The sequence below is a fragment of the Rhodococcus sp. DN22 genome, assembly GCF_036669995.1.
GTDB lineage: Bacteria > Actinomycetota > Actinomycetes > Mycobacteriales > Mycobacteriaceae > Rhodococcus_F > Rhodococcus_F erythropolis.
In genome coordinates this window covers 2,062,584-2,084,126 of sequence record NZ_CP133326.1, presented here as the reverse complement: position 1 = coordinate 2,084,126, position 21,543 = coordinate 2,062,584, and the positions used below count along the sequence as shown (strand labels likewise).

Here is a 21,543-nt window from a genome sequence, read left to right as displayed (position 1 = left end):
GTCCGACTACCGCCGGCCCGCCCCCCAAGGCGTAGTCACGCAATTGCAAGAGAGTAGATCACAACACCGACACTCGGGTCGGTGCCACCTGTTGTCTGCGCTGTCGCCGACACAGGCGCACAGTTCATGTCGTATTGTTCGGGTGAACTGGGGTGACGTGACAGGGGAATCGCGTCATGGGAGGGGACAGATCTTGACCAGCACCACTGAAACCAGCGCTGCGCACACCGCAAACGGACGACGCGCGACCCATTCTGCCGAACTGTGCAGGTTGACGGTACTTTCAGCCCATTCGCAGGTGGATCTTGCGGTGCCTCTTCGTGTTCCACTCGCGGTGGTCATTCCGGGCATTGTGGACACAATTGTCAACCACAGCAATTTCAACGAGTTCGACCACAGCGCCGAACAATTCGAGCCCGTCGACTGGACTCTGTCGAAAGTCGGCAGGGCACCGCTGGCACCGACGCTGTCGCTGCACGAGCATGGAATCCGCGATGGGGAATTGCTCGTACTCGAGGCCGCGGACACCGCTGCCCCGCCCCCACTCTTCGACGACATCATGTACACCGTCGCGGCGACGGATGCAGACATCTACCGACGGTGGACTCCGATCACCGCGCGCATTGTCGGCTCGTCCGCCGCCCTCGTCGCTGCGCTCGTCGCGGCCCTCGCCCTGGTCCTCGGCGATGCAGGTCTGATCGGCGCTGTCTGCGGTGGAGTGACGTCTTTGGTGCTCACCGTCGCCGCCGTCGTGGCAGCGCGGGTGTACGGAGACACTGCAAGCTCCATCACGCTCGGATGCACAGCGGTGCCACTGGCGTTCGTCTCCGGCGCACTCTGCGTACCCGGCACTGTTCTTTCTGCTCATCTCCTTCTCGGTTCGGCATTCGCAGCCGCGGTGACTCTGATCTGCCTCCGCTTGTGCGGTGCCGGATTAGCCGTCTTCACCGCACTTCTCGTCGTCCTCCTTGCTGCGGTGGGCACCTTCGCCGTCGCGACGACGCTTCCCGAGGCGCGCACCGCAACCGTCAGCAGCGCGGTGATTGCCGCAGCATTGATCGTTCTCACGTTCACCGCTCGACTGTCGATGCTGTTCGCGCGATTACCACTTCCCCCGGTTCCGGCGCCGAGTAATCCCCTCGACGACGATCGCGACGGACTGCCCGAGCCCGAACTGCCCGGGCTGACCGAGTTGACTGAAAGGGCAGGGCGGGCTCGTAGCTACCTGACCGGACTGATCGTGGCCACGTCAGTGGTCGCGCTCACTGCCGCAGTCGCGCTCGCGTGGTCCTGGCCCGGTCAGGGAATCGTCTGGCCGAACCTTGCTCTCGCATTCGCGACGGCCGTCGTGCTGATGTTTCGCGGGCGCACCTACGCGGGCGCACATCAGGCGGTCCCACTCATCTCGGCAGGCATCTCGGTGGTTCTCGCTCTCCTGGGCGGCATGGCATGGACCCATCGCGACCATGCATTGGTCGTCTTCGCCATCACGATGACTGTTCTCCTCCTGTCACTGATTCTGGGAATCCTCGCCCCCCAGAACACATTCAGCCCCGTGATGCGACGCGCGGCCGAACTGTTGGACCTCGCTGCGATTGCAGCAATCGTTCCGCTGATCTGCTGGGTCAGTGGGCTCTTCGCGCTCATGCGCGGTCTCTGAGCGATCGGATCTCGATGGTGATTCGACGCGCGACGAACATCTGTGCCGCACTCGTGATCGTTGTCTTCACAGTTCTCGCCGGGGCGGATGGCGCATCGAGTGCGGTTCCTTCCCCCATCGATCCTGCAATGCTGCCGGAGGACGGTCCACCCACACCTCCCCAACCCACCGAACAACGAACCCTGTGCGTCCCCGCCGTAGCGGGTGGTGACGGCGCGGATATTCCACGTTCTCAACAGGATCTGGGATTCGATTCGGTGTGGTCGATCACCCGAGGGGCAGGGCAGCGAATTGCTGTCATCGACACCGGCGTCAGCAGACATCCCCGGCTACCGGCCCTCGAAGGCGGCGGTGACTATGTCGGGACCTCCGACGGCACCGACGATTGTGACTCACACGGAACAGTCGTCGCCGGTCTCATCGCCGCCGAGCAGGTCGACGGTTCCGGATTTTCCGGAGCTGCGCCGGACGCACAGATCATCTCGATCAGGCAGTCCAGTGCCGCTTTCTCGGTGGCCGGCCAACGCGAAGACCCTGCCGTAGCCGAGAATTCGTCTGGCTACGGAAACGTCGACACCATGGCATTGGCCGTACGCCACGCTGCTGACTTGGGTGCAAGCGTTATCAACATCTCCGAGGTCGCTTGCAAGCCTGCCGGCGACGGGATCAACGACCAACGACTGGGCGCTGCAATCGAATACGCCACGATCGCGAAGAACGCCGTAGTCGTCGCTGCTGCAGGGAACGTCGGATCCGGAGGTTGCAAGAACCAGAATCCACCGCCGGATCCCCTCGATCCCCAAGCTGATCCATGGAACTCGGTTACGACTATTGCCAGTCCTGCCTGGTACGACGACTATGTCCTCACCGTCGGGTCGGTCGACCCCAATGGCACCGCCAGCTCCTTCAGCCTCGGCGGTCCATGGGTCGACGTTGCGGCGCCCGGCACCGGAATCATCTCACTTCACCCGACGTCGCCTGGTCTGACGAACGGAGTCCACGGTTCCGACGGCGCCGTACAGTCGTTCAACGGGACCAGTTTCGCTGCGCCCTATGTCGCGGCAACCGCCGCGCTGGTCCGGTCGGTTCACCCGGAACTGACTGCACTTCAGGTCATGCAACGTATCGAAGCCACCGCCCACGCTCCGGCGCAGGGTTGGAATCCCTACGTCGGTCACGGCGTCATCGATCCACTCGCCGCGGTAACGGGCGAATTGGCACCGGGGGAACGCGTCAAGGCCAATCATCAGTCGGTAACGATCGATCCCCTACCCACGCCGCCGGCCCCCGACAACCGATCTCGCGACGCGGCACTCGTCGGAGCCGGAACGGTCGGCACCCTAGCCCTACTGACGCTGTTGGCGTCGATGCCCATTCGTCGAGTAATTCGTCGAGTAATTCGTCGGAGACTTCCCGAACGACGGGACGTCGATCTCTGAACCGTCAACGGTGTTCAGTTCACTGGAGCGGCCGGCGTTGAATCGGGGGCGACTCCGTCGTGAGCTATCAGTGCATTGCTCTTCTCGAGCGCCGGACCTGATGCAAGTAGATCGAGTATCTGCCAAGGCGCGCGATCGGGCGTTCGCGTCAATCCGAGCGCGCGAGCGGAGGTTTCGTCCGGTACTCCGTATTTCACACCGGTATCCGCTACGTAGAACACTCCGTCGTGTCTGGTGCTGTTCGTCTCGATTCCAGTCGCTTGAACAAAACCGCCGAAGCCCTGTTCGACGTGGACGCTGTCGAGATTGTCGCCCGATCCGTCCGCCTGCGCCAAGGACACCAACTTGCCACCCTCCGGGGTCGGAACCTGCAATCCAGCGACGAGTTTCAATGTTGCAGAACTACTTTCGCCGCCGTCGACTGCAGGTGAGGGAGCCCATTCCAGACATCCGACAGGTGCGCCATGATCATCGACGATCTCCGGAACCACCTGCGGCAACGAGTCGACGGCCAGTTCCCTCACCGAGGGGATACGACTGATGGCATCAGGGGTGACGCTCGCGATCCCGGTGGCGCCCTGCGAATCCGAGAAGTAGATCAGTTGGGCGAGCGCCGCACCGACCTTCTGGATACCGTTCTCGAGCACCACGTAGTACTGCAGGTCCGCGCCCACCGAAACCTGAACGACGGAGCCGACAGTCTTGTTCTGTAGCGGGAACCGGGGCGCTGATCCCAGTTCGCGGATTCGCAGAGCCTCGATGCGCGGAACTTCGGGGATCGAATTGAGAAATCCGGCACTGATCGGTCGCGCCTGTGCTCCCTCCAGCCCCAAAGCCCGCATGATCGCCGGATTGTCCACATCGATTTCCGCTCGCTTCCCGTCGTATACGAGAAAGTGATCGGAACCCGACTTCACCAGGAATGCACGGTCCCTCGTCAGATATGTCGTGTTTTCACCGACATTGGACGAGCCGACCAGGACCGAAGTCGTCAACGATTTTCTCCCGTCGGATCCGACGGAATCGCATACCGTCCACAAGGCGTTGCTCGGGTCGGCTGATTCCGGCAGCGCGGACGGTGCGCCGGGAATGCCGACGAGCGCGCCCCTCGGTTTCGCCTCGACCTCAGACGCCTTGACTATTGCCGGTTTTACTGGCGAACCCAGAATCAGTCGGGCGGAGGCCAAGTTCAGCACAGGGCGAAAAGTACCCTCCATGGCGACGAACATTGCGCCAGATTCCTTTGCAACAACGATTTCTGCATCGCCGATCTTGTCCTGTGGCCGAAACAGAGCAAGGACCGCGCAACCCGCCAATCCCAGTGCAGCGAGGACTATTCCGACGGTGAAGGCGCGGGACTGTGACCGCATCGGATCGTGAAGCATCCGCACGTCTCGTCTGACCAGCGCATGTTCCATCCGCCTGACCAAGAATCGGTACCCATTGACCTGCCAGCGCGTGGTAGGTGTTGCAGCCATCATTCCCCCCGTGCCTTACATCCCCTTGCGAAGACACAGTACAGTTTGGCTGGGGCGGAAATTTTCGGGTAGTTCGCAGGTCAGGTATCGGGGAGGAACCGTGGACCGATCGCGGTTGAAGCATTGGCCGTCGTCACACAGGATTTCGACGCGCGAATTCGTGTCGGCACAGATTCTCGGAATCAGTGCAGGCGGAATCGCGATGGCCAGTGGGCTGGATTGGCTCTGGGCGCTGGCAATCGGTTGTGTGGTTGCCGGATCAATGCTCCTCCATGTGGGCGGTTGGTCGGTAATGTCCTGGATTGTCAAGTACTTTCGCTATTTGCGCCGCAAGGACGTCGACGGCAGCATGATCGTCAGTTTTCACACTCCCTCCGAACAGTCGATCGGGCTCCGAGTGGACGGATCTTCACTCGTCGCTGTCGTCGAGATCGCTCCCCCACGCGACTACCTGACCAGGATCGGGCGTCATTCATTCGACGCTTCCCACCTTCTGCCCACAGCAGCCCTGGTCAATTGTCTGTATCAGCACGACATCTCACTCACCGGCATCGACATTGTCAGTCATGGATACCGCGCCGCATCAGGAACGCCGGCCACCGAAGTCTACGAACGTCTCATCGGGCCACTACCAGCCACCGCCACCAGAAGTGTTTGGCTTGCACTACGTTTCGACGCTTTGGAGGGTCGTGCAGCAGTCGAACGCCGAGGCGGGGGCGAACAGGGCGCGGGCCGCGCGCTCGCTGTTGCCGCCAATCGTGTCATCCGGGTGCTCGATTCGGCGGGATGCAAGGCGCGGATCCTGACCGCACCGGAGATCGCGTCGTCCACTGTCCAGGTCGCAAGAGGAGTCGCCAGCCACGAGGTCACCGAAACGTGGCGAAGTACCCCCTTGCCTGGTGTGTCCAACGTCGGATACGGAATCGAACCCCGTTTCATCACCACCTCGACCCTGACCCGAGTATGGGCAGTGGCAACGGTCGGGACGTCCGTGACAATTCGGTTGCGCCCCACGGGCGAACGCGGAGAGGCGAAGGTCAGTGCGACATGTCGCTTCACCACGCGCAATCCACCTGAGAACGCACCGCTGGCCGGTTTGGTCTCGCTACGTGGGCGCCAGCGCGACGGATTGCTGACCAACCTGCCAACCGCATTGGCCGCGCTGGACCGCATCACGCCGCACATTCGCATGGACGGGGGCACACTCGACTCACTCGCTCTACCTCTTGCCGGGTGTGGCCAGCTCATCGGCTCGGACCGAAACGGGCACGGTGTCGCGGCCAGAATTTCGGGGCCGGGCGTCAACACCGTTTTTGTCGCCGGCGAACTCTATCTGGCTCAGCAATTGATCTTTCGAGCCATCGCGACCGGCGCACTGGTACTCATCCACACCGATCGACCGGAAGCATGGACCGCGCTCACCGACTCCATGGGAGTGCCTGACCGACTCCGCGTGTCCGGGCAGGGTGGTGGGCTCGAGGGCGCTTTCAACACTGTCGTGTTCGACGGAGTCGAGGGGTTACCGCCGCGTGCCGGCGTGACCGCGATCTACGTGTACGGACATCCACGCCAATGGCCTCGGATCGACCCTGAAATCTCGATAGTCCAGCCATTCGCACTCGGTGACAAGATCACAGTCGAAACCGGCCGCACGCGCGTCGAACTGACTCTGGTAACCATTGCTTCCGAGACCTCGTTCATCGGCCGTCCTCGAGCCGGCGACGCTCACCAGATGGCGTGATCGCGTATGTCCAAGATCAGCCAGGATAGGGATCACTCGCACGCTGCATCCGCAATCCGCTCCCCCACCAATGCAATTCACGAATCATCTTCTCGCTCGCATCGATCGCGATCGAATCGACGCCGTACGGCTCGTGTCCGAATTGTTTGCGTACCCGGTGAATGGTCACGCTTTGACGCACCGAGACCATGTGCAGCTCCGCCACTACTTGCCTCAGTTGTTCGACGGCCCGAACACCACCTGAAATCCCGCCGTAGGACACGAATCCGATCGGCTTGGCACGCCACTCGTGTTTCACGGAATCGAATGCGGTCTTGAGGGCAGCCGGGTACCCGTGGTTGTATTCGGAGGTCACAGCAACAACAGCGTCGGCTCGTCCGATTCGCTGGCGGAAAACGTCCGTGGCAGGTGAATCCGAGAAATCCTGGGGCAACGACAGCTCTCTGAGGTCGATCACCGATACGTTCCACGACGGGTTCGCGGTTGCGCGCTCGACAAACCAATCCGCCACTGCTCGTCCTATTCGCCCCTCGCGGACCGAACCTACGATGACTTCGACCTTCAAAGGTGCCATGAACGTCGATGCTAGCGACTCGTCACGCAGTGATCCCGTCCGTGATGAGTGCGGCCAGTTCCCGATACGCGCTGGCATCGTCCAACCCGGTAGCCCGATAGACCGCGCGTTGCTGGATCCGAACCATTGTCGCTGCGGCCGCATCAGCGACAAATGACGCGTGTACCCGCCGGAATGCGCCCGAATCCACTCCCTCGACGATGAGCGCTCGCACACGATCCGCGGCGATCGACGTGTTCTTCTCGTAAACCTGACTCGCCGACACCGATTCAGCCAGGTCTTCCATGAATTGACGGGACGCCGCGGTCAGTTGATCACCGACTGCTTCGAGATACACCGCGACTCGACGAGTCGGTGCCGCTTCGGCAGCGACGGCACTCTCCACCGCATCGGTCGCCGCACGGAAGAAGTGCACCGTCACAGCCCGCACCAGATCCTCTTTGCCGGCCGCCACGGTGTACAAGGTGCTCTTGGAGCAGTGCAGACGAGCTGAGATCTCGTCGAGCGTGAGGTGGGCGAAACCCTCGCTCAAGAACAGTTCGACCAATTGATCGAACAACTCGGCCCTGCGCGCAGTCGTCTTGTGAACCAGCCTTGCCATACGCAAGACAGTACTGCAGTATCGTTCTCAGTACTACTACCTAGTTAGGAGCCGACCGTGCCCGTCGAACGCCTGATGCCCAGCCAAGAAGCTCGCGATCTCATCGAACTGACGCGTGATGTCGCGGACAAGGTACTCGCGCCCAAGGTCAACGAATACGAGAAGGCCGAGAAGTATCCCGAAGGCGTGTTCCCCGCACTCGGACAGGCAGGCCTGCTGAGCCTTCCGTATCCCGAGGAATTCGGTGGCGGCGATCAGCCGTACGAGGTGTACCTCCAAGTCCTCGAAGAGATCGCCTCGCGCTGGGCAGCGGTTGCAGTGGCGGTGAGCGTGCACAGCCTCTCGTGCTTCCCACTGTTCACCTTCGGCACCGACGAACAAAAGGCCCGCTGGCTGCCGGACATGCTGGGCGGCAACACCATCGGCGCATACAGCCTTTCCGAAGCGCAGGCCGGATCCGACGCCGCCGCATTGTCGTGCAAGGCGACGGCCACCGACGGTGGCTACCGCATCAACGGCTCGAAGGCCTGGATCACCAACGGCGGCAAGGCAGACTTCTACAACCTCTTCGCCCGCACCAGTGACGACGGCTCTCGCGGCATCTCCTGCCTCCTGGTGGACAAGGACACCGAAGGCCTCAGCTTCGGCAAGCCCGAGGAGAAGATGGGACTGCGCGCGGTCCCCACTGCATCCGCGAATTACGACGACGCCTTCGTCCCTGACGAGCGGTTGATCGGTCAGCGCGGCCAGGGATTGCCGATCGCCTTCAGCGCGCTCGACTCCGGCCGACTCGGAATCGCTGCTGTTGCCGTCGGAATCGCTCAGGGCGCACTCGACGACGCGGTCGCCTACGCGAAGGAGCGCAAGGCATTCGGCAAGCGGATCATCGATCACCAGGGCCTCGGATTCGTCCTCGCGGACATGGCGGCCGCAGTTGACTCCGCTCGAGCCACTTACCTCGATGCAGCCCGCCGCCGCGACGCCGGAGTTCCGTATTCGCGCAACGCCAGCGTCGCCAAGCTCGTTGCCACCGACGCAGCAATGAAGGTCACCACCGACGCCGTTCAAGTATTCGGTGGGTATGGCTACACCCAGGACTTCCCCGTCGAGCGCTACATGCGCGAGGCCAAGATCACGCAGATCTTCGAGGGCACCAATCAGATTCAGCGTCTGGTCATCGCGCGCCAATTGGCGGGATAGTCGTCTACATGAAATGCCCTCCCACGCAGAGTGGGAGGGCATTTTGTATCAAGGCGGTCAGTCGCCGCAGCACCCGCCCGAAGACGGAATCTCGCGGGTTTCACGGGTAATCGCGTTGCGGGCAGCCAGTTCCGAGTAGTCGGGGTAGTCCACGCGAACCAACGAAAGTCCGTGCGCCGGCGCAACGAGGATCGAACTCGACCGCGACGTTTCGTCGAGCAAACCTGCCACCCAGTCGGCGGTGCGGCGTCCCTCACCGACCGAGAGGACTGCCCCGACAAGACTCCGGACCATCGACCAGCAGAACGCATCGGCATTCACGTACGCCGTGAACACCGTGCCCTCCTGCGCCCAGTCGAAGCGTTGCAGCTCCCGCACCGTCGTAGCGCCTTCTCGACGCTTGCAGAATGCCGCGAAGTTGTGCAGGCCCAGAAGCCGATTCGACGCTTCTTGCATCGCTGTGAGATCGAGTGGTTTGGGGTACGACACCGTATCGCGCGCGCGTAGGGGTTCCACTCCGAATGCCGCGTTGGTCACCCGGTACTCGTAGTAGCGTCGCATCGCCGAGAAGCGCGCATCGAAGTCACCCGGAACCACCGAGATCTGTTTGACCCGAACGTCCTTGGGCAGGAAGCGTGCAAGTCTGCGCACGAGTCGCGACGGATCGTCGGGGAGCAACTCGCTCGGGACGTCGACGTGCGCTACCTGCCCCGTGGCGTGAACGCCGGCGTCCGTGCGACCGGCAACAGTCAGCTGAACCGGTTGCCGTAGTACCGTTCCCAACTTGTCTTCGATCTCACCGCACACGGTGCGCAGATCGGTTTGACGGGCCCAGCCCGAGAAGTCGGTGCCGTCGTAGGAGATGTCCAGCCGCAATCGAACGAGCCCGCCGTCCCCGATGGGGGCGGCGGGCTCGTTCGATTCAGCGTGTGCCGAAACCAAGGGAGACTAGTCCTTCTTGGCCTCTTCGGCCTCGGGAGCGTCGGCCGCAGTTGCGGTCTCGTCCTCGATAGCCTCGACGACTGCGTCAGCGTTCTCGACCTCAGCCTCGGTCGCGTCGGCCTCTACGGCCTCGACGACGTTCTCTGCGGCGGGAGCTTCCTGCGAGGACTTGACGCGACGAGCGCGGTCAGCCTCGGAGGTGACGGTCTTTTCCTTGACGAGCTCGATGATTGCCATCGGAGCGTTGTCGCCCTTGCGGGGGATCGTCTTGATGATGCGGGTGTATCCACCGTTACGGTCCGCGTAGAACGGGCCGATCTCGGCGAACAGGGTGTGAACGACATCCTTGTTGCGGATGACCTTCAGCACCTCACGACGGTGAGCCAGCGTGCCGGCCTTCGCGTGCGTGACGAGCTTCTCGGCGTAGGGGCGCAGTGCCTTGGCCTTGGACTCGGTGGTGGTGATGCGACCGTGCTCGAAGAGCGCGGTAGCCAGATTGGCGAAAATCGCCTTCTGGTGGGAAGCCGACCCGCCGAAGCGGGCACCCTTCTTGGGCTTGGGCATGATGATCTCCTAGTAAAGGACCTGAGCTGCTACAGCTGTTCGGTCTCGGCGTAGTCCTCGGTACCTTCGGCATCGCCGAAGGAACCGGCATCAGTGTCACTCCACGTTCCGGTGGCGGCGTCGTAGCCGGCAACGGTGGTGGGATCGAAGGATGCGGGGCTGTCCTTGAGGGACAGGCCGAGCGAATGCAGCTTGACCTTGACCTCGTCGATGGACTTCTGTCCGAAGTTGCGGATGTCGAGCAGATCGGACTCGGTACGGCCGACAAGCTCACCGACGGTGTGAACACCTTCGCGCTTGAGGCAGTTGTAGGAGCGGACCGTGAGGTCCAGATCCTCGATGGGGAGTCCGAAGGAAGCGATGTGATCGGCCTCGGCGGGCGAGGGTCCGATCTCGATTCCTTCTGCTTCGACGTTCAGCTCACGGGCCAGGCCGAAGAGCTCAACCAGGGTCTTGCCCGCCGAAGCGAGCGCGTCCCGTGCGGTGATGGAGTTCTTCGTTTCCACGTCGAGAACGAGCCGATCGAAGTCGGTGCGCTGTTCGACGCGAGTGGCCTCCACCTTGTAGGTGACCTTGAGCACCGGCGAGTAGATCGAGTCGACCGGGATACGGCCGATCTCTGCGCCGGACGCCTTGTTCTGGACGGCGGGGACGTAGCCACGACCGCGCTCGACAACGAGCTCGATCTCCAGCTTTCCCTTGTCGTTCAGGGTGGCGATGTGCAGATCAGGGTTGTTCACGGTGACGCCTGCCGGGGGCACGATGTCGCCTGCAGTAACAGCGCCGGGGCCCTGCTTGCGGACGTACATGGTGACCGGCTCGTCCTCTTCGGAGTTCACGACGAGGCCCTTGAGGTTCAGGATGATGTCGGTGACATCTTCCTTCACTCCCGGGACGGTGGTGAACTCGTGGAGAACGCCGTCGATACGGATGCTGGTGACAGCAGCGCCGGGGATCGACGAGAGCAGCGTGCGGCGCAGCGAATTGCCGAGCGTGTACCCGAAACCTGGCTCCAGGGGCTCGATGACGAACTTCGAGCGGTTATCAGCGATGACCTCTTCGGTCAGCGTGGGTCGCTGAGAAATGAGCATTGGTATTTCCTCCTGTACGGACGTCCACTATTTGACGCCCACGATGGGAAAGGGCCTGCGGCCCTGTGAGTGGTTGAGGAGTCCGGAGACTCCTCAACCACTCACGGGGTGCGAAGCGCCTTACTTCGAGTAGTACTCGACGATGAGCTGTTCCTGCAGAGCGATGTCGATCTGCGCGCGCTCGGGAAGCTGGTGAACCAGGATCCGCAGACGCGAGCCGACAACCTGCAGCCACCCGGGAACCGGGCGATCGCCGACGGTCTCACGCGCAACCTGGAACGGAAGCGTGGAGAGCGACTTCTCCTTGACATCGATGATGTCGTACTGCGAGACGCGGTAGCTCGGGATGTCGACCTTCTTGTTGTTCACGAGAAGGTGACCGTGCGTGACCAGCTGACGTGCCTGACGGCGCGTGCGAGCGAGGCCTGCGCGGTACACGACGTTGTCGAGACGCGACTCGAGGATGCGAAGCAGGTTCTCGCCGGTCTTGCCGGGGCGGTTGTTCGCCTCCTTGTAGTACAGGCGGAACTGCTTCTCCATGACGCCGTAGGTGAAGCGAGCCTTCTGCTTCTCCTGCAGCTGGAGCAGGTACTCGCTCTCCTTGATACGCGCGCGGCCGTGCTGTCCGGGCGGGTACGGGCGACGCTCGAATGCCTGGTCGCCTCCAACGAGGTCGACGCGCAGACGACGCGACTTGCGGGTGATGGGTCCGGTATAACGTGCCATTTTCTTCTACCTATCCTTCCCGCTATACCCGACGCCGCTTGGGCGGACGGCAGCCGTTGTGCGGCTGGGGGGTTACATCGGAAATGGTGCCGACCTCGAGGCCAGCAGCCTGGAGGGAACGGATTGCGGTCTCGCGACCGGATCCCGGTCCCTTGACGAAGACGTCAACCTTCTTGACACCGTGCTCCTGCGCCTTACGGGCAGCGCTCTCAGCAGCAAGCTGAGCGGCGAAGGGAGTCGACTTACGCGAACCCTTGAAGCCGACGTGTCCCGAAGACGCCCAGGAAATAACATTTCCGGCGGGGTCCGTGATGGACACGATGGTGTTGTTGAAGGTGCTCTTGATGTGAGCGGCGCCGTGCGGGATGTTCTTCTTATCCCTGCGACGCGTCTTCTGGGTCTTCTTCGGACCGGTGCTACGTGACTTCGGGGGCATTACTTCGCCTTCTTCTTGCCGGCAATGGTGCGCTTCGGACCCTTACGGGTACGGGCGTTGGTCTTGGTGCGCTGACCACGCACGGGCAGACCACGACGGTGGCGCAGGCCCTGGTAGCAGCCGATCTCGATCTTGCGACGGATGTCGGCCTGAACCTCGCGGCGAAGGTCACCCTCGACCTTGAGCGACTCCTCGATGTACTCGCGGAGCTTTGCCAGGTCCTCGTCCGAGAGGTCCTTGCTCCGGAGATCCGGGCTGACGCCGGTGGCGTCAAGGATTTCCTTGGAGCGGGTACGGCCGATGCCGTAGATGTATGTCAGTGCGATCTCCATACGCTTTTCGCGAGGAAGATCAACACCAGAGAGACGTGCCATGGTGGCATTTCCTTATCGGTGTGCGGAGGTCTGCTCCCAGCCCTTCCCCTGTGCCTCTTGCCGAGTACCGACGCCCGAAGGCGCAGATGATCTCATCAACTAACTCAGTGGGGCCCCGGCCTCCGTGCCGGGGGTGAACCATTGTCCGACCTTGGCGATCGGTGAACGATCGCGTGGGGTCTCGTCAACAATGGCTGGTACTGGGAGGTCTTCTTTGCTTGTTGCCAAGCAGATCTTCGAAAAGCTAGATCTAGCCCTGACGCTGCTTGTGACGCAGGTTCTCGCAGATCACCATGACTCGACCGTTACGGCGAATCACTTTGCACTTCTCGCAGATCTTCTTGACGCTCGGCTGAACCTTCACGTCTTCTGATCTCCTGTTTTGTCGCAGCCCGCCGCGATGAACCGCGGCAGACATACTTCTCCCTGACCCAGGTCAGGTCCGGGAAGTTCGTTACTTGTAGCGGTAAACGATGCGTCCGCGCGACAAATCGTAGGGCGATAGCTCCACGACAACGCGATCTTCCGGGAGGATGCGAATGTAGTGCTGACGCATCTTTCCGCTGATGTGGGCGAGGACCTTGTGGCCATTCTCGAGCTCAATGCGGAACATCGCATTGGGCAGCGGCTCGACTACTCGTCCTTCGACCTCGATGGCCCCGTCTTTCTTAGCCATATCCTCCGCGATCCGTTTGGTTTGGCATGCTTCGTGCATCGGCTTCCGTTACATTGGCACGCAATGGAAAGATCGTCGGCACCTCGGGGGCCCGATCCCGGAGCGATCCGGGCGTAGGCACACGAACTATCGACGCGCATAGCGCACCGCCTAGCCATGTTACGCGATGTAAACGACCAGGCCAAATGCGCCTCCGGTCAGGGTGACGACGCACACCGCTCCCCCATCGAAAAAGTCCCAGCCTCGACATGAGGCTGGGACTTCTCGAACGTGAATCATGCTCGCTGCCAACACTTGTCAGCAACGGCGTCAACTACTCCGGCCGGAGTGTCAGAATCCGCGGACCGTCCTCGGTCACAGCGACAGTGTGTTCCCAGTGCGCCGCACGGGACCCGTCGGTCGTCACAACGGTCCAGTCATCGTCGAGAATCACCGTGTCGGTGGTGCCGAGCGTCAGCATCGGCTCGATCGCGAGGCACGATCCGACAACCAGTTCAGGACCCTTACCCGGGGCACCTTCATTGGCGAGGAACGGATCCATGTGCATTTCCCGACCGATTCCGTGTCCACCGTATCCGTCGACGATGCCGTAGGAACGACCGTGCAACTTCTCGGCGGCATGAGTACCGACCTCGATCGCGTGCGAAACATCCGTCAGACGGTTACCGGCGATCATCGCCGCGATCCCGGCTTCCATCGAAAGCCGAGTAGCTTCGCTGAGTTCCTGATCGGCGACGCTGATCTCACCGACTCCGAACGTCCAGGCAGAGTCACCGTGCCAACCGTCGAGGATCGCGCCACAGTCGATGGAAACGAGGTCGCCTTCAGCCAGGATGTCCTGAGCTGAGGGGATCCCGTGAACGACGCGATCGTTGACCGAAGAGCAGATCGAACCGGTGAAGCCGTGGTACCCGAGGAACGAGGGCACGGCGCCGGCGTCACGAATGACCGATTCTGCGACCGCGTTCAATTCCAAAGTGCTGACACCGGGCTTTGCCGCAGCGCGCACCGCCACCAGGGCCGAACCCACGATCGCACCGGCGGCAGCCATCGCGTCGAGTTCGCCCGCGGAGCGGAACGGAACAACCTTGCGTTTACGCCCGAAGACCATTACTTACCCAACGCTGCCAGTGCGCGTGCGTTGACCTCTTCGACCTCGCCGATCGCGTCGACGGAGACGATGCTGTCCTTGTAGTAATCGAACAGCGGTGACGTCTCGTCGCGGTAGACCCGGAGTCGGTTGCGAATGACGTCCTCGGTGTCGTCTGCACGACCACGGGCGAGCATACGCTCGACCACGATGTCCTCGTCGACGACGAAGGAGAGGACACCGTCGAGCTTGGTGTCGAGATCCTTCAAGATTCCCTCGAGTGCCTGAGCCTGTTCGACCGAGCGCGGAAATCCGTCGAGAAGGAAACCGTTTGCTGCGTCCGGTTCTGCGACGCGAGCCTTCACCATGTCGTTGGTGATCGAGCTCGGTACGAGTTCGCCGGCGTCGATGTACTTCTTTGCTTCCACACCGAGAGCGGTGGCCTGACCGATGTTCGCGCGGAAGAGATCACCCGTGGAGATATGGGGAACGCCGAACTTCTCGGACAAGATAGCGGCCTGGGTGCCCTTGCCGGCACCGGGAGGACCAAGGAGGACAAGTCTCACTTGAGGAACCCTTCATAGTTACGCTGCATTAGCTGACTCTCGATCTGCTTCACGGTGTCCAGGCCGACGCTGACCATGATCAGCACCGCGGTGCCACCGAACGGCAGGTTCTGCGCGCCGCCGCCATTCCCGATGTCGAGGAACAGGTTGGGCAGAACAGCAATGGTGCCGAGGTAAATCGCACCCGGAAGGGTGATGCGACTCAGCACGTAGTTGAGGTAGTCCGCGGTCGGCTGACCTGGTCGGATACCGGGGATGAAGCCGCCGAACTTCTTCATCTCGTCGGCGCGCTCTTCGGGATTGAAGGTGATGGCGACGTAGAAGTACGTGAAGAAGACGATCAGGCCGAAGTAGATCGCGATGTACACCGGGTTGGCCGGGTTCACCAGGTAGGTGTTGATGAGGCGCTGCCACCAACTGGGGTCGACCGCTGTACTGGCCGAAGTCAGCTGTGCGATCAAGTTCGGGAGGTACAGCAGTGAAGACGCGAAGATCACCGGGATGACGCCGGCCTGGTTCACCTTCAGAGGCAGGTACGTCGAGGATCCGCCGTACATCTTGCGTCCGACCATCCGCTTTGCGTACTGAACCGGGATCCGGCGCTGACCCTGCTCGACGAAGACGACACCGGCGATGATCAACAGCGCTGCGAGGCAGACGAAGGCGAAGACCAGTGGACCGCGGCTGTCGAGAATCGACTTGCCCTCGCTCGGGATACGCGATGCGATACCGGCGAAGATGAGGAGCGACATACCGTTACCCACGCCACGTTCGGTGATGACCTCGCCGAACCACATGACCATGGCAGCACCGGCAGTCATGACCAGCACGATGATGGCAAGACCGAAGATCGACTTGTCGGCGATGATGTCGTCACAGCCCTGGAGCAACTGTCCGCGTGCCGCAAGAGCGACGATGCCGGTCGACTGCAGGATTGCCAGAGCGATGGACAGGTAACGCGTGTACTGCGTCATCTTGGCCTGACCGGACTGGCCTTCTTTTCGAAGTTCCTCGAACTTCGGGATCACCACGGTCAGCAGCTGCACGATGATGCTTGCCGTGATGTACGGCATAATGCCGATCGCAAAGATCGACATCTGCAGCAGCGCGCCACCGGAGAACAGGTTGATCAGCGAGTAGATACCTGCTGAGTCACCGGAGTTCGCGATATCGATGCACTGACGCACGCGGCCGTAGTCGACACCTGGGGACGGAATGAGAGCGCCGACCCGATACAGAGCCACCAAGCCGAGGGTGAAGAGGATCTTCCGCCTCAGGTCTGGGGTCCTGAGGGCCGAGACGAAGGCGGAAAGCAAAGATCCTCCTGGCACGACGGTAGGGAGACAGATCGTTTGACCTGTCGAACTTTTGAACTCTAACAGTGAGCATTTGGGAACTAAGCGGGCAGACCACGAAAACCGGGTAAGCCGAAGATACATTTGCCACTCGGTGACCAGAATACTGGCCCATCCGAGGCATGCACGACCAATCTGTGACAAGACCTGGTAGACGCCGATGGCCGCAGCGCAGCAAACGCTGCGCTGCGGCCATCGGACTAGCTACGCGTGATTACTCACAGCTCGGTGGCGGAACCACCGGCAGCAGCAATCTTTTCCTTGGCGGAACCGGTGAACTTGTCGACGGTCACCTGAACGGCAACTGTCAGTTCGCCGTCGCCCAGAACCTTGACGAGCTGGTTCTTGCGGACTGCGCCCTTGGCAACGAGATCCTCGACCGTGATTGCTCCACCTTCGGGGAACAGACGGGCGATGTCGCCGACATTGACGACCTGGTACTCGGTGCGGAACGGGTTCGTGAAGCCCTTGAGCTTGGGCAGACGCATGTGAAGCGGCATCTGTCCACCCTCGAAGCCCACGCGCACGGTGTTACGTGCCTTGGTGCCCTTGGTACCGCGACCTGCGGTCTTACCACGCTTGCCGCCCTCACCGCGTCCAACACGAATCTTGTTGGACTTGGATCCCGGAGCGGGGCGCAGGTGGTGCAGTTTGATGGTCATGGTTAGACCTCCTCAACTGTTACGAGGTGGCGCACCACGTTGATCAGACCGCGGTTCTGTGCGTTGTCCTCACGAACAACGGTCTGACGGATGCCCTTGAGACCTAGCGTGCGCAGAGAATCCTTCTGGTTCTGCTTGGTCCCGATGATGCTCTTGATCTGAGTGACCTTGAGATCTGCCATTACTTCACACTCCCAGCAGCCTGTGCGCGAGCGCGAAGCATGCCGGCGGGTGCAACCTCTTCGAGGGTGAGGCCGCGGCGAGCCGCAACTTCCTCGGGACGCTGCAGACCCTTGAGCGCAGCAACGGTCGCATGCACGACGTTGATGGCGTTGTCGCTACCGAGCGACTTCGACAGGATGTCCGCGATACCAGCGCACTCCAGCACGGCGCGCACAGCGCCACCGGCGATAACACCGGTACCGGGGCTTGCCGGGCGAAGCATGACGATGCCGGCAGCAGCCTCACCCTGAACGGGGTGAGTGATGGTGTTGGCGATCATCGGGACGCGGAAGAAGCTCTTGCGAGCCTCCTCGACACCCTTCTGGATGGCCGCGGGAACTTCCTTGGCCTTTCCGTAGCCGACGCCGACCAGTCCGTTGCCGTCTCCGACGATCACCAGAGCGGTGAAGCTGAAGCGACGACCACCCTTGACGACCTTGGAAACGCGGTTGATCGTGACAACGCGCTCGATGAACTGTGACTTCTCCGCAGCGTTTCCGCCACGGCCACCGTCGCGACGGTCACGGCCGCCACCACGGTTGTCCCCACGAGCGTTGCTGTTGTCACCGCTGTTGGGGCCATTCTGTCCGGCGGGTCCGCTTCCGCCGTCACGCCTTTGACGTCCCGGCATCAGGCTGTCCTTCCGTTGAAAATGTTGGTCATCAGAACTTCAACCCGCCTTCGCGAGCCGCGTCTGCCAGGGCCGCGATGCGACCGTGGTAGCCGTGTCCGCCGTGGTCGAAGACAACTGCTTCCACGCCGGCAGCCTTGGCGCGCTCGGCGATCAGCTGACCGACCTTCGCGCTCGCAGCCTTCTTGTCGCCTTCTGCCACGCGCACGTCTGCTTCGATGGTCGACGCGGAGGCCAGGGTGTGGCCGGCCAGGTCGTCCACGAGCTGGACGTGGATGTGGCGCGAGGACCGGTTGACGACCAAGCGGGGACGCTCGGGCGTGCCGGAGACCTTCTTGCGGAGACGGAAGTGACGACGCGTCTTCGAGAGACGACGCTTGGTGGACGCATCCTTGCCCAGCGGAATCCGCTTGGCTTTCTGGTTTGCAGTCTGGCTCATATCACTTACCCGTCTTTCCGACCTTGCGGCGGATCTGCTCACCCTCGTAACGCACGCCCTTACCCTTGTACGGGTCCGGACGACGGAGACGACGGATGTTGGCCGAGATCTGCCCGACCTTCTGCTTGTCGATGCCGGACACCGAGAACCGGGTGGGCGACTCGACGACGAAGGTGATGCCTTCAGGAGCCTCGATCGGCACCGGGTGGCTGAAGCCGAGCGCGAACTCGAGGTCCTTGCCCTTCAGTGCCACACGGTAACCAACACCGTGGATCTCCATCTTCTTCGTGTAGCCCTCGGTGACACCGGTGATGATGTTCGCAACCAGGGTCCGCGACAGACCGTGCAGCGCGCGGCTACGACGCTCGTCGTCGGGGCGCGTGACGCTCAGCGAGCCGTCCTCTGCCTTTTCGATTGCGATGGGCTCGGAGATGGTCAGCGCGAGGGTGCCCTTGGGACCCTTGACGGTGACATCCTGGCCGCTGATCGTGACGTCAACGCCCGCGGGGACGGTGACCGGAATCTTTCCAATACGCGACATTGTGGTGGCCTCCCTTACCAGACGTAGGCGAGGACTTCCCCGCCTACTCCTTGATTGGCCGCCTGGCGATCGGTGAGCAGACCGGACGACGTGGAGATGATGGCCACGCCGAGGCCTCCGAGGACCTTGGGCAGGTTGGTGGACTTCGCGTAAACCCGGAGACCGGGCTTGGAAACGCGACGCACGCCGGCGAGGCTACGCTCGCGGCTGGGACCGTACTTCAGATCGACGATGAGGGTCTTGCCGACCTCTGCGTCTTCGGTACGGAAATCGGAGATGTAGCCCTCGCGCTTGAGGATCTCGGCGATGTTCGCCTTGATCTTCGAGTGGGGAAGCTTCACCTCATCGTGGTACGCCGTGTTGGCGTTGCGCAGACGCGTCAAGAAGTCTGCGATGGGGTCAGTCATGGTCATAGGTCGACCTCGACACCTTTCTCGCTGTGGTTCCCATGCAACACCGGACGAATCCGATCGTGGGCCTCCAGCAATTCGGCTGGGCCGTCCGACTTGTGTCAGACGGCGTAAGTTACCGCACCGAGCTGAACGCATGCGTCAGCCACGGCAACCGCTCTAGTGTAGGGAACTTTGGCGCAGGTGTCCACCGGGATGCCACGTCGGCTCCCCCACCGCCACCCGAAGGTCGCTGATCGGGAAGGTATCGACGCACCCCGAAATCTGAACTGCTCGTTCGTCACCGAAGAACGACATCGACGAACGATGATCGCTTTCAACCAGAGTCGCAGCGCGACAGTTCTTTTCAGGATCGGCGCGATACACAACTCGATGGAAACCACGAATGGACGTGGGTTCCAAAGGAACCCACGTCCATTCACATGCGTGGTGTGACGAAGCCCGAGGGCCTCAGATCACCAAGAGCTCTTGCGAACTCCGGGAAGCTCGCCGGCGTGAGCCATCTCGCGAACGCAGATACGGCACAAGCCGAACTTGCGGAACACCGAGTGCGGGCGACCGCACCGCTGGCAGCGGGTGTAGGCGCGAACCGCGAACTTGGGCTTCTTGTTGGCCTTGTTGACCAATGCCTTCTTAGCCATGCGCTCAGTTCTCCTTGAACGGGAAGCCGAGGTGCTTGAGCAGTGCACGGCCTTCTTCGTTGTTGGTTGCGGTGGTCACGACGGTGATGTCCATACCGCGGGGGCGATCGATCTTGTCCACGTCGATCTCGTGGAACATCGACTGCTCGTTGAGGCCGAACGTGTAGTTGCCGTTGCCGTCGAACTGGTTGCCCGAGAGACCGCGGAAGTCGCGGATACGGGGCAGAGCGACAGACACGAGGCGGTCCAGGAACTCCCACATGCGGTCACCACGGAGGGTGACGCGTGCGCCGATGGGCATACCTTCGCGGAGCTTGAACTGCGCGATGGACTTACGTGCCTTGCGGATCTCGGGCTTCTGGCCCGTGATCAGCGACAGGTCATGGACAGCGCCGTTGATCAGCTTGGCGTCACGGGCAGCGTCGCCGACGCCCATGTTGACGACAACCTTGACCACGCCGGGGATCTGCATGACGTTCGAGTAGTCGAACTCGCTGTTGAGCGCGTCCTTGATCTCAGCGCGGTAGCGTGCCTTGAGGCGCGGCTGGACCTTGTTTTCGGTGGAGGTCATGTCAGATGTCCTTCCCGTTCTTCCGGGAAATCCGAACGCGCTTGCCGGACTCTTCGTCGGTGCGGTAGCCCACGCGGGTGGGGTTTCCGTCCGAGTCGACGACTGCAACGTTGGAAACGTGGATCGGGGCTTCCTGCGTGACGATGCCGCCGGAGGATGCTCCGCGCTCGTTCGCGGAAACCGCGGTGTGCTTCTTGATTCGGTTCACGCCTTCGACGAGGACCTTGTCGGTCGCGGGGTAGGCCTGAATGACCTTGCCCTTCGCGCCCTTGTCCTTGCCGGCGATGACCAGAACGGTGTCACCCTTGTGCACCTTCATCACAGCACCTCCGGGGCAAGCGAAACGATCTTCATGAACTTCTTCTCGCGCAGCTCACGGCCGACGGGTCCGAAGATGCGGGTTCCACGGGGATCACTGTCAGCCTTGATGAGCACTGCAGCGTTCTCGTCGAACTTGATGTAGGAACCGTCCGGACGACGGCGCTCCTTGGTCGTGCGAACGATGACGGCCTTGACGACCTCACCCTTCTTGATGTTTCCACCGGGGATTGCGTCCTTGACGGTGGCGACGATGACGTCACCGATCCCGGCGTAGCGACGTGACGAACCGCCGAGAACGCGGATGCAAAGGATTTCCTTGGCACCCGTGTTATCAGCGACGCGAACTCGCGACTCCTGCTGAATCACTTGATCTCCCTAGACCTGGAATTTCGTGCGCAACGGATTACCGACCCGGTGCGCGCGGTCATTGTTGCCACCTGCGTCGTGTCTGAGCTGCAGTCCCACCGACTGACGTCGGGAGACGATCACTGCAAGCACCGTTCGAGCTGCGCACGTGAAGACACACCTCTGCCACAGGCAACCGTTCTATTGTAGGGAAGGGTTCACCGAATACCAAATCAGCCGTACTCGA

Annotated in this window: 28 protein-coding genes; 4 read left to right on the top strand and 24 right to left on the bottom strand. The window is 61.8% G+C overall.

Annotated features, from left to right (window positions below):
* Window positions 1-193: 193 nt before the first annotated feature.
* Both eccD and mycP read left to right on the top strand, forming a co-directional pair.
* Window positions 194-1,660, top strand: a complete 1,467-nt coding sequence (gene eccD, locus RA302_RS09475) for a type VII secretion integral membrane protein EccD (protein ID WP_338480324.1) — start codon at window positions 194-196, stop codon at window positions 1,658-1,660.
* Window positions 1,661-1,674: 14 nt separating this feature from the next.
* Entirely contained in the window at window positions 1,675-3,099 is a 1,425-nt protein-coding gene (mycP, locus tag RA302_RS09470; RefSeq protein ID WP_338480323.1) for a type VII secretion-associated serine protease mycosin, read from the top strand.
* A gap of 14 nt (window positions 3,100-3,113) precedes the next feature.
* Here the strand turns inward: mycP and eccB are convergent, their stop codons facing one another.
* On the bottom strand, window positions 3,114-4,580 hold the full coding sequence (gene eccB / locus RA302_RS09465; RefSeq protein ID WP_338480321.1) for a type VII secretion protein EccB: 1,467 nt from the start codon (window positions 4,578-4,580) through the stop codon (window positions 3,114-3,116).
* A 97-nt stretch (window positions 4,581-4,677) separates the two neighbouring features.
* Between eccB and eccE the strand changes: the two genes are divergently transcribed.
* On the top strand, window positions 4,678-6,318 hold the full coding sequence (eccE, locus tag RA302_RS09460) for a type VII secretion protein EccE (RefSeq protein ID WP_338480320.1): 1,641 nt from the start codon (window positions 4,678-4,680) through the stop codon (window positions 6,316-6,318).
* Between the two features lie 16 nt (window positions 6,319-6,334).
* On the opposite strand, the gene RA302_RS09455 is transcribed toward eccE, so the two are convergent.
* On the bottom strand, window positions 6,335-6,892 hold the full coding sequence (locus RA302_RS09455; RefSeq protein WP_338480319.1) for an NAD(P)H-dependent oxidoreductase: 558 nt from the start codon (window positions 6,890-6,892) through the stop codon (window positions 6,335-6,337).
* A gap of 22 nt (window positions 6,893-6,914) precedes the next feature.
* Entirely contained in the window at window positions 6,915-7,493 is a 579-nt protein-coding gene (locus RA302_RS09450; protein WP_021343562.1) for a TetR/AcrR family transcriptional regulator, read from the bottom strand.
* A gap of 57 nt (window positions 7,494-7,550) precedes the next feature.
* Here RA302_RS09450 and RA302_RS09445 point away from each other — a divergent pair, with 57 nt between their 5' ends.
* The gene (locus RA302_RS09445; protein WP_020906899.1) at window positions 7,551-8,693 is read left to right on the top strand and encodes an acyl-CoA dehydrogenase family protein; all 1,143 of its coding nucleotides are present in this window, start codon (window positions 7,551-7,553) and stop codon (window positions 8,691-8,693) included.
* Between the two features lie 57 nt (window positions 8,694-8,750).
* On the opposite strand, the gene truA is transcribed toward RA302_RS09445, so the two are convergent.
* From truA to rplN, 21 genes are all read right to left on the bottom strand, one after another.
* Complete coding sequence (truA, locus tag RA302_RS09440; RefSeq protein WP_020969044.1) at window positions 8,751-9,635, bottom strand: tRNA pseudouridine(38-40) synthase TruA; 885 nt, start codon at window positions 9,633-9,635, stop codon at window positions 8,751-8,753.
* 6 nt (window positions 9,636-9,641) lie between these two features.
* Complete coding sequence (rplQ, locus tag RA302_RS09435; RefSeq protein WP_020906897.1) at window positions 9,642-10,199, bottom strand: 50S ribosomal protein L17; 558 nt, start codon at window positions 10,197-10,199, stop codon at window positions 9,642-9,644.
* 29 nt (window positions 10,200-10,228) lie between these two features.
* Entirely contained in the window at window positions 10,229-11,290 is a 1,062-nt protein-coding gene (locus RA302_RS09430; protein WP_003941016.1) for a DNA-directed RNA polymerase subunit alpha, read from the bottom strand.
* 120 nt (window positions 11,291-11,410) lie between these two features.
* The gene (rpsD, locus tag RA302_RS09425) at window positions 11,411-12,016 is read right to left on the bottom strand and encodes a 30S ribosomal protein S4 (protein ID WP_003940769.1); all 606 of its coding nucleotides are present in this window, start codon (window positions 12,014-12,016) and stop codon (window positions 11,411-11,413) included.
* Between the two features lie 22 nt (window positions 12,017-12,038).
* A complete protein-coding gene (gene rpsK / locus RA302_RS09420; RefSeq protein WP_003940683.1) occupies window positions 12,039-12,452 on the bottom strand; it encodes a 30S ribosomal protein S11 in 414 nt (137 codons plus the stop codon).
* Entirely contained in the window at window positions 12,452-12,826 is a 375-nt protein-coding gene (gene rpsM, locus RA302_RS09415) for a 30S ribosomal protein S13 (protein WP_003940834.1), read from the bottom strand. The genes rpsK and rpsM overlap by 1 nt, the downstream gene beginning before the upstream one ends.
* Window positions 12,827-13,076: 250 nt before the next feature.
* On the bottom strand, window positions 13,077-13,190 hold the full coding sequence (rpmJ, locus tag RA302_RS09410) for a 50S ribosomal protein L36 (protein WP_003938068.1): 114 nt from the start codon (window positions 13,188-13,190) through the stop codon (window positions 13,077-13,079).
* Between the two features lie 90 nt (window positions 13,191-13,280).
* On the bottom strand, window positions 13,281-13,502 hold the full coding sequence (infA, locus tag RA302_RS09405) for a translation initiation factor IF-1 (RefSeq protein WP_003418601.1): 222 nt from the start codon (window positions 13,500-13,502) through the stop codon (window positions 13,281-13,283).
* A 313-nt stretch (window positions 13,503-13,815) separates the two neighbouring features.
* A complete protein-coding gene (map, locus tag RA302_RS09400) occupies window positions 13,816-14,613 on the bottom strand; it encodes a type I methionyl aminopeptidase (protein ID WP_003940806.1) in 798 nt (265 codons plus the stop codon).
* Window positions 14,613-15,158, bottom strand: a complete 546-nt coding sequence (locus tag RA302_RS09395; protein WP_003940868.1) for an adenylate kinase — start codon at window positions 15,156-15,158, stop codon at window positions 14,613-14,615. Before RA302_RS09395 ends, map begins: the two co-directional genes overlap by 1 nt.
* Entirely contained in the window at window positions 15,155-16,474 is a 1,320-nt protein-coding gene (secY, locus tag RA302_RS09390) for a preprotein translocase subunit SecY (protein ID WP_020906895.1), read from the bottom strand. Before secY ends, RA302_RS09395 begins: the two co-directional genes overlap by 4 nt.
* A gap of 257 nt (window positions 16,475-16,731) precedes the next feature.
* Window positions 16,732-17,175: a 50S ribosomal protein L15 gene (rplO, locus tag RA302_RS09385; protein ID WP_019747555.1), complete on the bottom strand. Its 444-nt coding sequence runs from the start codon at window positions 17,173-17,175 to the stop codon at window positions 16,732-16,734.
* A 2-nt stretch (window positions 17,176-17,177) separates the two neighbouring features.
* Window positions 17,178-17,357 carry a 50S ribosomal protein L30 gene (rpmD, locus tag RA302_RS09380; protein WP_003940751.1) on the bottom strand — a complete coding sequence of 60 codons (180 nt, stop codon included), beginning with the start codon at window positions 17,355-17,357 and terminating at the stop codon, window positions 17,178-17,180.
* Window positions 17,357-18,028 carry a 30S ribosomal protein S5 gene (gene rpsE, locus RA302_RS09375; protein ID WP_003940718.1) on the bottom strand — a complete coding sequence of 224 codons (672 nt, stop codon included), beginning with the start codon at window positions 18,026-18,028 and terminating at the stop codon, window positions 17,357-17,359. The genes rpmD and rpsE overlap by 1 nt, the downstream gene beginning before the upstream one ends.
* Before the next feature lie 31 nt (window positions 18,029-18,059).
* Window positions 18,060-18,467 (bottom strand): 50S ribosomal protein L18, encoded by a 408-nt coding sequence (gene rplR, locus RA302_RS09370; RefSeq protein ID WP_003940996.1) that lies wholly within the window; start codon window positions 18,465-18,467, stop codon window positions 18,060-18,062.
* Window position 18,468: 1 nt separating this feature from the next.
* Window positions 18,469-19,008, bottom strand: coding sequence for a 50S ribosomal protein L6 (gene rplF, locus RA302_RS09365; protein WP_003940970.1), 540 nt, complete (start codon window positions 19,006-19,008; stop codon window positions 18,469-18,471).
* A 14-nt stretch (window positions 19,009-19,022) separates the two neighbouring features.
* Complete coding sequence (gene rpsH, locus RA302_RS09360; protein WP_003940873.1) at window positions 19,023-19,421, bottom strand: 30S ribosomal protein S8; 399 nt, start codon at window positions 19,419-19,421, stop codon at window positions 19,023-19,025.
* A gap of 452 nt (window positions 19,422-19,873) precedes the next feature.
* Window positions 19,874-20,059 (bottom strand): type Z 30S ribosomal protein S14, encoded by a 186-nt coding sequence (locus RA302_RS09355; protein ID WP_003940698.1) that lies wholly within the window; start codon window positions 20,057-20,059, stop codon window positions 19,874-19,876.
* Between the two features lie 4 nt (window positions 20,060-20,063).
* The gene (rplE, locus tag RA302_RS09350) at window positions 20,064-20,630 is read right to left on the bottom strand and encodes a 50S ribosomal protein L5 (RefSeq protein WP_003940924.1); all 567 of its coding nucleotides are present in this window, start codon (window positions 20,628-20,630) and stop codon (window positions 20,064-20,066) included.
* Between the two features lies 1 nt (window position 20,631).
* Complete coding sequence (gene rplX, locus RA302_RS09345) at window positions 20,632-20,949, bottom strand: 50S ribosomal protein L24 (RefSeq protein ID WP_003941019.1); 318 nt, start codon at window positions 20,947-20,949, stop codon at window positions 20,632-20,634.
* Window positions 20,949-21,317, bottom strand: a complete 369-nt coding sequence (gene rplN, locus RA302_RS09340; protein ID WP_003940951.1) for a 50S ribosomal protein L14 — start codon at window positions 21,315-21,317, stop codon at window positions 20,949-20,951. Before rplN ends, rplX begins: the two co-directional genes overlap by 1 nt.
* Window positions 21,318-21,543: the final 226 nt, after the last annotated feature.

Coding starts and splice junctions, on each gene's coding strand:
- mycP (WP_338480323.1), top strand. CDS start 1,675: ATGGTGATTCGACGCGCGACGAACATCTGTGCCGCACTCGTGATCGTT.
- eccB (WP_338480321.1), bottom strand. CDS start 4,580: ATGATGGCTGCAACACCTACCACGCGCTGGCAGGTCAATGGGTACCGA.
- RA302_RS09455 (WP_338480319.1), bottom strand. CDS start 6,892: ATGGCACCTTTGAAGGTCGAAGTCATCGTAGGTTCGGTCCGCGAGGGG.
- RA302_RS09450 (WP_021343562.1), bottom strand. CDS start 7,493: ATGGCAAGGCTGGTTCACAAGACGACTGCGCGCAGGGCCGAGTTGTTC.
- rplQ (WP_020906897.1), bottom strand. CDS start 10,199: ATGCCCAAGCCCAAGAAGGGTGCCCGCTTCGGCGGGTCGGCTTCCCAC.
- RA302_RS09430 (WP_003941016.1), bottom strand. CDS start 11,290: ATGCTCATTTCTCAGCGACCCACGCTGACCGAAGAGGTCATCGCTGAT.
- rpsD (WP_003940769.1), bottom strand. CDS start 12,016: ATGGCACGTTATACCGGACCCATCACCCGCAAGTCGCGTCGTCTGCGC.
- rpsK (WP_003940683.1), bottom strand. CDS start 12,452: ATGCCCCCGAAGTCACGTAGCACCGGTCCGAAGAAGACCCAGAAGACG.
- rpsM (WP_003940834.1), bottom strand. CDS start 12,826: ATGGCACGTCTCTCTGGTGTTGATCTTCCTCGCGAAAAGCGTATGGAG.
- infA (WP_003418601.1), bottom strand. CDS start 13,502: ATGGCTAAGAAAGACGGGGCCATCGAGGTCGAAGGACGAGTAGTCGAG.
- map (WP_003940806.1), bottom strand. CDS start 14,613: ATGGTCTTCGGGCGTAAACGCAAGGTTGTTCCGTTCCGCTCCGCGGGC.
- rplO (WP_019747555.1), bottom strand. CDS start 17,175: ATGACCATCAAACTGCACCACCTGCGCCCCGCTCCGGGATCCAAGTCC.
- rpmD (WP_003940751.1), bottom strand. CDS start 17,357: ATGGCAGATCTCAAGGTCACTCAGATCAAGAGCATCATCGGGACCAAG.
- rpsE (WP_003940718.1), bottom strand. CDS start 18,028: ATGCCGGGACGTCAAAGGCGTGACGGCGGAAGCGGACCCGCCGGACAG.
- rplR (WP_003940996.1), bottom strand. CDS start 18,467: ATGAGCCAGACTGCAAACCAGAAAGCCAAGCGGATTCCGCTGGGCAAG.
- rplF (WP_003940970.1), bottom strand. CDS start 19,008: ATGTCGCGTATTGGAAAGATTCCGGTCACCGTCCCCGCGGGCGTTGAC.
- rpsH (WP_003940873.1), bottom strand. CDS start 19,421: ATGACCATGACTGACCCCATCGCAGACTTCTTGACGCGTCTGCGCAAC.
- RA302_RS09355 (WP_003940698.1), bottom strand. CDS start 20,059: ATGGCTAAGAAGGCATTGGTCAACAAGGCCAACAAGAAGCCCAAGTTC.
- rplE (WP_003940924.1), bottom strand. CDS start 20,630: ATGACCTCCACCGAAAACAAGGTCCAGCCGCGCCTCAAGGCACGCTAC.
- rplX (WP_003941019.1), bottom strand. CDS start 20,949: ATGAAGGTGCACAAGGGTGACACCGTTCTGGTCATCGCCGGCAAGGAC.